The following is an 8781-nucleotide window of genomic DNA, read 5'->3' on the forward strand; positions in this document are numbered from 1 at the left end:
AAACCAGGTCTTAAGAAAGCTCGTAAAGCATCACAATTTAGTAAACGTTAATTCGAGAAAATTACTATACTTACAGAGAGCACCTTTCGAGGTGTTCTTTTTTATATTTTCATACTAAATTGGTGCAATCTGACAAAGTCAGTTGCCTCAGAACGTTAATCAATACGATACTATCAACGTTCACAAGCACTTCATGATTCACACTATGAGGTGTTTTTGATGATTTTTAGCACAATTCACACTATTGTTTCTTTGCATTCAACTCAAATTCTTCTGGTCAAATTATTAACAAATCTTCAAGAAGAGTGATTGGTGAAATAGGCTGTTTGAGGCTTTTATGCTATACTAGTTTTAATGACAATCTTCTATTTCTAAAGCAACAATAGATCCGTAATTTGTTTTTAATTAAGGAGTTTGGGATTGTAAGAGGGAGATGATATATCTGAAGGAGTATCAATATGAAAAAACGTGCCTTGATTTTACTGGTTTTGTCCATTGTAGTATTTGGAGGAGGCGCATGGCTAGCACAGGAAACAAATCTATTTCTAAGTCCGCGAGCCAAGCAGTTGGCTTATTTAAAGGAGCATCAAAAAGAAATAGAAGATTTTGTAAAGTCTAAAAATTCAAAGATTGAATCTGTTCAAATTGATTGGAGACAGACACAATGGGATAAGGTAGGAAATGGTACACCTCAAGGAGGAGGAGATATTATTGATGTTTATGGAACGTTTAATAACATTGATAATTCTGGTTGGCATGTAATGATAATTGTAGATGATGGAAAAGTTGATTTAGCTTCGATGACATTAGTTAATGGCCTAGGCATTGGAGGGAAACCGTTTGAGTAATAGTAATTTAAAAACCTTTGATAATTTTTATTCAAATTTAACATCATTCATTCCCCACTGACTTCAAATACTTGCTAAAAGTATTTTTTTTTACATTCATGGTATAATATACTTAGATTCCGCTATATAGGAGGAAAGAGATGAAAAAACGTACTTTGGTTTGGCTAGTTATAGCCCTTGTAGTATTTGGAGGAGGCGCATGGATAGCACAAGAAACAAATCTATTTCTAAGCCCACGGGCTAAGCAGTTGGCTTATTTAAAGGAGCATGAAGAGGAGATTAAGGAGTTTGTAAAATCTTTAGATCATAAAGTAGAATCTGTTCAGATTGATTGGGATGAAACAATGTGGGAAAAAGTTGGAAATGGAACTCCAAAAGGAGGAGGGAATGTTGTAATAGTTGGAGGAGGCTTTAATAATATAGAGGGCTCAACTTGGCAAGTAATTTTTGAAATTGAAGATGGACGAGTTGCTTTTGATACTATGATGCAAGGCGGTCCATTGCGAGTAGGAGGAAGGATTTTTGATTAATAGTAACTTAAAACCTTTGATAATTTTTACTCAAATTTAACATTCTCTTCATTCCCCACCGATTTCGAATACTTGCTAAAAGTATTTTTTTTTACATTCATGATATAATATACTTAGATTCCACTATATAGGAAGAAAGAGATGAAAAAACGTACTTTACTTTGGCTAGTTATAGCCCTTGTAGTATTTGGAGGAGGCGCATGGATGGCACAGAAAACAAATCTATTTGGAGGAATAACTCTGAGCCCACGGGCTAAGCAGATGGCTTATTTAAAGGAACATGAAGAAGAAATTGTAAAATTTGTAAAGTCTAAAAATTCAAAGATAGAATCTGTTCAGATGGATTGGAATAGTTTAACTGTTGAACAGATAGGGAATGGAACTCCACAGGGGGGAGGTTATAATCTATCAGTGAAGGGTTCTTTTAATCATATAAAGGATTCTGACTTTACAATAGATTTTCGATTAAAAAATAAAAATGATGTGCCTTCAATAGATAGGATTGGTATGTATAATCAGCCTAGAGTGTTAAAAAATGGAGGTTGGGACAAGTATGACGGATAGTAATCTAAAAGATTATGACAATTTTTATGCAAATTTATCTCAGTCGGCTTATAGAGGGAGACCAAATACTTTATCACGCTATAATAATGCTGTAAATTGGACTTTGATAGATTATTCCCAAGATATAGATGATGATGGTGAAATCACTCCCGGAGGTAAACATCTTCCTCATGACGGTAAGGTCTACTTGCAGCCAGATCCTGATTTGCGAGATACTTATAAAGTTACATCGATACCAGTTCCTGATGCGAATGGGATGAGGCAGGATATTCGTCACAAACGTTATCAAAAAGGACTCTTAACTGATGATGAAGCTGGTTTCAGTGCCTACTACTTAACGGATACGCCTACCTTGACTAATGATACTACGAAAACTTATATGACTATCCGCGGCAGTGATGCCATCAGTAAAGAAAATTGGAACGACTGGGTTGACAACGACGCTCAGTTTGCGCTCAACCATATCCATACGCCGCAAGCCAAGTTAGCAACAGTAGGAATGAAAACGAAAATCGCTGAGATGCGCGAAAAGGCTCCAAATGCGACGATGGACATTGCAGCTCATTCCCTAGGAACCATTGTCTCTGCGCAAGGGGTAGCTGGCCTTACTGATGAAGAACTGGAGAAAATCGGCAAAGTCGTCCTCTTTGACGGCCCGGACACGACAAAGAGTTTAAAGAAAATGGGACTCAGCGATGAGAAAATCAAAAAGATTAGCGAAAAAATAGAGTACTATGTCAATCCTTTTGATGTCGTGGGTATGCTCAATCGTGAGCATACCATTACCAAATTACCTGGGGACTCCGATGAACCTCTTAAAAAACCCGTCGGTAAAGTCAATGTCCTTGTCCCCCTTCATTATACCCAGATTACTGATCCGGAAAGTTCCCATGACTTTGGTGTTTTCCAATCGGATGGAAAGGGAAATTTATTGACTGCGTCTGAGGATTTTCACCCAGAATTGCTCAGGGCAGGTGAAAAGCTAGCTCGACTGATAGCGACAACCTTGGATTCCCTCCGGGCTTTAGGAGTCGATGAAAATGTAGCCTCAAATGTTTTAAATGCCATTATGAGGGGGGAAATCGTAAATAAGGCAGCTATCGGATATGGCTTTTATGAGAATTTTAAAACAGAGTATAGTAAAATTGTCGAAGAAGCTCGTAAAGAATCGATAAAATGGGATCGAGAAGCTATTCCTCGTTATCAGGAACAACTGAGAGATGGTAATCTTACAGGAGAAAAGAGGATTTTGGTCCGAGCTCAGTTGCTTCAGACAGCAGCCCAGTTGGCAAATTTTGACATGGAAGACAAAGTTAAATCTGTGAAAACTTTACTTTCAGATGCTAAGGAAGATATTCAAAACATGATAAAAGAAACAAGACAGACAGCGTTTGACATGGTTGGATATTTGTCAAGTTCAGAAGTTACAAATCTACTTTCTGGTTTTGACACAACAAGCTTTTGGGATGAAGGCGTTGCAAGTGACACGAAGACTGCAGCAACATCCTTCCTGACACAAATCGAGCAACTAGGGGAAAGCTTGGTTAAAGCTAGTGGTTCCTTTGAGAGCATAGATACAGATAGTGCTGAAGATTTTAACAATCTATTGGCGGATGTAAAACAAACATGGAGGGGAAAGAATGTTAGTCCTAACGGATGAGGATACTTTAATTACAAGAGAGCAACTTGACAGAGGCTTCAAAGAAAGAATGAAGGAACAAGAACGCCAAGCAGTCAGGGCCTTAGTAACTGCAAAAGAACTGTCAATCCTTGCTAAAGGAGTGGAGTTAGCTAAAAAGTTGCAAGAAGCAGCTTCAGATATGTAAGAGTACGCTTCTAAGACTTATGTAAACAATATTAAGGGTGGATTTGAGGGCAAGGCTGCTGATGCTGCTGAAACTTACTTGACTCAGACCATGCAAACCCCTACTTTACAAAGTCCAATCAAAAACTAGGAGAAAACTTGTGATGGATAAAAAGGAACTTCAGAAACTAGAGGATGAGCATAATCGTAAATTACGAGACTTAGAGCGTTTAGAGATGGATTTGGATGATGATTTCCACAAGTTTAGTAGGGAGACGGATCATCTCCTAGAGGCGCTTTCCTATGCATGCAGAGACAGTAGTTTTGCTGAAATTCAACCATATATCTTTGAGATAGAGAACAATTTGGATAACTATCATCAACTTTACAAGAGTCGTATAGAGAATGTGTTGGAAGCTCGTCATCAAGAGAATAAAAACTTTCATAGAAAGTTAGAAGAAAAGAACGTTTGACAAATATACCTTATAAAAGAAGGATGATATGAGTTTGTTATACTTTGTTATTATAAATAAAAAAAGAAGTAATTATACAAGAAAAGTAGATAATTTAATCTTTCTTACTAGTTTTTAGATGGGAATAGCTCTTATTTTTTTTATAAATAGAATAAAAAATGAATTTTAAACTTGCAATTGAGGCAAATTATTGATATAATGAGGGCATAAATTAATATAAAGGAGTTTCACATGGCTTTAATTCAATTAACAACAGAAGAATTGCGCACCTCTGCTCAAAAGTACACTCAAGGTTCTGAGGAAGTAAGACAAGTACTTCGTACATTGACTCAAGAGCAAAATACTATCCGAGACAACTGGAAAGGTGCTGCTTTTGAGAGCTTTGATCGCCAATTCACAGAATTGTCTCCAAAAATTGAGGAGTTTGCAACTTTGCTTGATGAAATCAATGCACAGTTGAACAAGGTTGCTGAAATTGTTGAACAAAACGACCAAGATCTTGCATCACAAATTTAATTTGTTATATAAGTGGCTTTAGGAGGGCGAGAGCCTTCCTATTTTTTATGACGGAGAAGATTTAAAGTAATATGAAGAAGAATAGAATTTTTAAATATATAGGAAGTAGTCTGTTGGCATTAGGGTTGCTTGCATTGATTATTTTTTTGAATCTATCTGTTCAAAAAAATACAACGATTAGCAATGAGAATAATGCAAAGGCTAATCAGCAGACAAAATTAAATGTAGCTATCGTAAATGAAGATAAGCCTGTCTACGTAGATACAAAAGAATACAATCTAGGTGCTAGTTATGTAAAAAATATCGAGCGTGATAATTCACAAAATTGGTCTGTTGTCCCTCGTGGAGCAGCTGATTCTGGGTTAGAAAGTGGGAAATACCAACTCGTTTTAACAATTCCTAGTGACTTTTCTGAAAAAATACTCGATATTAACAGCATCAATGTTGATAAGACAACCATCAATTATAAGGTGAATGCGCAAGGAAATTTGCAAGTAGAAAATGATGCAAATAAACTAGCGAAAGATATTGTTTCTGATTTGAATGGTCAGTTAGTTGACATGTATATGGCTAGTATTTTGAACAACCTTTATACAGCACAAAAGAATGTTCAAGCTAGCTCACAGATACAAGCAACCAATATCGGAAACTATCGTACGAATTTATATAATACAGCTATCAACTCTAAAAATCTTTTCCCAACTCTCTATAGTATGTCTAGTTCCTCTGTTGACGCCAACACTGCTTTAAAGACAGGTTTGGAGGGCTACTCACAGATTTTTGGTCGTTTTGATGTTTCGCAGATTGCCTATGGCGAGAAGTTTGGAACTCTACTTAAGAATAGAGTAGATGAGAAGAAAAATCATGCGGATGTTATCACTGGGCTCATTTCTCAGAGTCGGGAAGACGTTAAGGGACAAATTGAAACCTATAAGGAATTAATTAAAGCTCAAGGTAGTCTGACTGCGAATATAGATGGAACACCAGCATCCACTGATGGAACGTCACCAGAAGTTGAGGCTTACTATAAAAAAGTAGCAGAAAGCATCAGCACAGAGATTGGTAGCTTACAGAAAAATCTAACAGATGAAAGAACCAAGTTTGAAAATCATAAAAATGATATTCATAACTTTATTGATGAGAAATTAGCCACTTACTATGGAACAAGTGAGAAGAGCAAAATCACTCTTGATCGATTTTTGGATAAAGCTGCAAACAAGGATTTAGAGAAGGTTGAGGAATCTCTAAAAGAGCAGCTGGCTTCTGCAATCTCAGAATTACCCAAAGAAGACTTTAGTGGAAAAGAATTTAGTGGTTTTGGTATGACACCAATCACAATTCCTTCTGTAAACTATACAGATTTAAAAACGATTAAAGAGCCAAGCGACGAGATTTCTTTGACGGACTTGAAGAATCTGGAACATCTGGCAATCACGAGTACGAGTGCTGTTGGACGAACAGGAACAAAGGCTAAGGTATCATGGAAGGCTGGAACAGGAGTGACGGTTCATTCGGTCACTTATGATGGCACACCAGTTGAGTTTGGTCAAGAAATTGATTTGAAGACGGGTGGGACTTTCAAAGTAGCCTATAGTGTTGCAGAGGCAGCTCCGACTCCAACTACAAGTTCAACGGGGGCTTCAAGCCCAACTCCAAAAGCGGAGCCAAAGACTGTTGATATTTCCTTGAATGATGTTCAAGCAGTCAGTGCTCCGATAGATGTCTTAGCCGTTCAGCAAGCAGCAGTGACTTATGGACAAAAGGTTCAGAAAATAGCTTCTGACTACCAAAAGGTGGAAGCACTCAGACAAGCATACAATACTGTCAAAGAGTTACGAAATAGTGATGTAACAGATGCTTTATCAAATATTTGGCTTGAAGCTATTAGTTCAAACCTGAAGAAGTATGAAGACAGTCTGACTGCACCTGCTAGCGATACAGATACAGAGGGTACTAAAGAGAAAGTAGATAAAGCCTTGTCAAAACTGACTACTCTCAAGCCTGTTCTAGAAAAAAATGTGAAGGATGTTTTGACTACCAACCAAGAATTGAATACAAAAATCAATGAACAGTTAGAGTTGTACAAGAAGTTGGAAGAAAATCTAAAGGATTTGGTTGAGAAGCAAGGGAAAGGCAATGATGCTTTTGAAGAGACTAATAATCAATTGGCTACCCTAAATTCGGATTATGCAGCTCTCTTGTCAGAAACTACGGGTGTGAAGGAATCTTCTCAAAGTAATGTCAAAGCTGCAGAGTCTGTGAATGAGACTTTAGGTAATTTCAATCGTGAATTGTCAAACGCTCAAACAAGTACTGAAAAGTTGTCACAAGATGCTGACTCCTTGATGACGCAGTTTAACGAAGAATTAACTAACAATGGAAACTTTGTAGAATCCTTTGTGAAGGTTCTGAATAATGCCTATCAAAATGGGGTACCAAATGAAGTGTTGTTGAACTTCTTATCCAACCCTGTTACCCAAAATGCTACTTCAGTGAAAGCGACTGTCAATGTTTACCGTCCATTTACATGGATTTTACTATTGGAGATTGTTAGTCTCTTTACAGCCTATCTGTTTGCAACTCAAAACGTTATTCGCAAAGTCAAAGATAAGTTCAAACTTGATAAGTTACATGATACAGACTTGATGACGGTAACCATCCTATCTGCTTTAAGTATCGTTGTCGGATTGGTAGTTGGTGTTGTATCAAGTGTTCAGCTACAGGTTGGTCGTGAATATCAACCATCTTGGGTTCTATTAATTGTTTTAGCCGCATTTGTACTGATTCAAGGACAATATCTATTGCTTAAACATTTCCGAGTGATTGGTATGGGACTCTCCTTCTTTATGATGATTAGCTTTGTCTACCTATCAAATGCTATTGGGACAACAGCAAGTCTAACTGGTTTCCCAGCATTTATCAAAAATCTCAATGCGTTATCAATATTAGAAGGTTTGCTTTCAGGATACTTTGATGGACATCCAGCAGCAATTATCGCTTTTGTTGCAACGATTGTTGTCATAGCTGTTTTACTTGTTATAAATATTTTTATCAGAGAAAGTAGTTTGTGGTTTCAAGCAAACCAAGCTGAGAAAGAATAGAAAATAGAAATATGAAGAAAATCATTCTTTTCCTTCTTACCTTAGTAACATGTGCAGCAGTCTCTGGGGCTGCTGCAGATGATTTGAAGGATAATAGTCTGCAGATTGATGATTCCCGACTTGAAAAGAAAGAGGGATTGAAATTTGGTCTACAGTCTGAACAAACCAAGGAGCTTTTTAATGAAGCAACTCAAAAGAGGTTGCAGGACATGCAACAGCATCAAGAGGAACAGTTGATCACAGAAAGGGGCCAACTGTTTTCTGCTATACAGAGACCAGTGAAAAAATCTTCTGAAGAACAGTTGTTTCAGCCCAATGCTCAAAAAACAATTAAATTTCAAACAAATATAGGCCATGTAGAAAAAGGTGGTCTGAATGACTTTCTTCCAGAGATATTCTATGTGGTGTTGATTTTCTTGCTTTTTGGAGCAACGGCAGTAATGAGTTATCGTGTGATGGTAGAAGGGATGGACTAAGTTTTTAACTAGTCTGTCTAAATAACTTAGAAAAGGATAAACCAGGCATAGGAGGCGTGTAAAAGGTGGAGCAACATATCAATATTACCCTACGTTTGAGAGAAAGAGATGTGGATATTCGCATTCCACGGCGAATTGAAGTGCGCCGGCTGGTGCGAGAAGTGGATACGATTTTTAATCCAGGTATCAAGCGAAAAAAATATCAATTAAGAATTGTCAATAAAGGTTTGTTGATTGATGAAGGGAAACATCTGTCTGATTATCCTATGACGACAGGAGATTTAGTAGAAATTGAGGAGATATAGGTGGCTGAAGAAAAATTTGAATTTGGTGGACAGTCGTTTGTCTATGAAAAAAATGAAACAAACTGGGAATTAAAACTCAAACGTTCAGATGTTGCGAGTCAAGATTTACGGGAACTCTTACTATTGGATTTGCATCATCCATTCTTTTTGGAGCAATCGATGGT

At 37.2% G+C, this 8781-nt stretch carries 9 protein-coding genes and 2 pseudogenes; all 11 read left to right on the forward strand.

Translation table 11 applies throughout. From position 1 onward, the window contains the following. Positions 1 to 458 precede the first annotated feature (458 nt). Positions 459 to 848 carry a hypothetical protein gene (locus GMD4S_RS06210; RefSeq protein ID WP_000745394.1) on the forward strand — a complete coding sequence of 130 codons (390 nt, stop codon included), beginning with the start codon at positions 459 to 461 and terminating at the stop codon, positions 846 to 848. A gap of 140 nt (positions 849 to 988) precedes the next feature. Next, positions 989 to 1378 carry a hypothetical protein gene (locus GMD4S_RS06215; protein WP_000747476.1) on the forward strand — a complete coding sequence of 130 codons (390 nt, stop codon included), beginning with the start codon at positions 989 to 991 and terminating at the stop codon, positions 1376 to 1378. Positions 1379 to 1519: 141 nt separating this feature from the next. Continuing rightward, a complete protein-coding gene (locus GMD4S_RS06220; protein WP_000747466.1) occupies positions 1520 to 1942 on the forward strand; it encodes a hypothetical protein in 423 nt (140 codons plus the stop codon). Further along, on the forward strand, positions 1932 to 3602 hold the full coding sequence (locus tag GMD4S_RS06225) for an Mbeg1-like protein (RefSeq protein WP_000132379.1): 1671 nt from the start codon (positions 1932 to 1934) through the stop codon (positions 3600 to 3602). The genes GMD4S_RS06220 and GMD4S_RS06225 overlap by 11 nt, the downstream gene beginning before the upstream one ends. Further along, positions 3583 to 3897: pseudogene (locus GMD4S_RS13915) on the forward strand (hypothetical protein). The gene GMD4S_RS06225 and the pseudogene GMD4S_RS13915 overlap by 20 nt, the downstream one beginning before the upstream one ends. 13 nt (positions 3898 to 3910) lie before the next feature. Then, positions 3911 to 4219, forward strand: a complete 309-nt coding sequence (locus tag GMD4S_RS06235; protein ID WP_000358232.1) for a hypothetical protein — start codon at positions 3911 to 3913, stop codon at positions 4217 to 4219. A 231-nt stretch (positions 4220 to 4450) separates the two neighbouring features. Continuing rightward, complete coding sequence (locus GMD4S_RS06240) at positions 4451 to 4735, forward strand: WXG100 family type VII secretion target (protein ID WP_001173991.1); 285 nt, start codon at positions 4451 to 4453, stop codon at positions 4733 to 4735. 71 nt (positions 4736 to 4806) lie between these two features. After that, positions 4807 to 7836 carry a type VII secretion protein EsaA gene (esaA, locus tag GMD4S_RS06245; RefSeq protein ID WP_025172602.1) on the forward strand — a complete coding sequence of 1010 codons (3030 nt, stop codon included), beginning with the start codon at positions 4807 to 4809 and terminating at the stop codon, positions 7834 to 7836. Positions 7837 to 7847: 11 nt separating this feature from the next. Next, on the forward strand, positions 7848 to 8312 hold the full coding sequence (gene essA / locus GMD4S_RS06250) for a type VII secretion protein EssA (RefSeq protein ID WP_000720508.1): 465 nt from the start codon (positions 7848 to 7850) through the stop codon (positions 8310 to 8312). Between the two features lie 65 nt (positions 8313 to 8377). After that, positions 8378 to 8617 (forward strand): EsaB/YukD family protein, encoded by a 240-nt coding sequence (locus tag GMD4S_RS06255; protein WP_000434883.1) that lies wholly within the window; start codon positions 8378 to 8380, stop codon positions 8615 to 8617. Next, positions 8618 to 8781: pseudogene (locus tag GMD4S_RS13300) on the forward strand (type VII secretion protein EssB); the annotation flags it as partial.

The organism is Streptococcus sp. GMD4S (assembly GCF_000296955.1).

Excerpts from the sequence above, each read along its gene's own strand:
- GMD4S_RS06220 (WP_000747466.1), top strand. The coding sequence starts at position 1,520 with ATGAAAAAACGTACTTTACTTTGGCTAGTTATAGCCCTTGTAGTATTT.
- GMD4S_RS06235 (WP_000358232.1), top strand. The coding sequence starts at position 3,911 with ATGGATAAAAAGGAACTTCAGAAACTAGAGGATGAGCATAATCGTAAA.
- GMD4S_RS06240 (WP_001173991.1), top strand. The coding sequence starts at position 4,451 with ATGGCTTTAATTCAATTAACAACAGAAGAATTGCGCACCTCTGCTCAA.
- esaA (WP_025172602.1), top strand. The coding sequence starts at position 4,807 with ATGAAGAAGAATAGAATTTTTAAATATATAGGAAGTAGTCTGTTGGCA.
- GMD4S_RS06215 (WP_000747476.1), top strand. The coding sequence starts at position 989 with ATGAAAAAACGTACTTTGGTTTGGCTAGTTATAGCCCTTGTAGTATTT.
- GMD4S_RS06210 (WP_000745394.1), top strand. The coding sequence starts at position 459 with ATGAAAAAACGTGCCTTGATTTTACTGGTTTTGTCCATTGTAGTATTT.
- essA (WP_000720508.1), top strand. The coding sequence starts at position 7,848 with ATGAAGAAAATCATTCTTTTCCTTCTTACCTTAGTAACATGTGCAGCA.
- GMD4S_RS06225 (WP_000132379.1), top strand. The coding sequence starts at position 1,932 with ATGACGGATAGTAATCTAAAAGATTATGACAATTTTTATGCAAATTTA.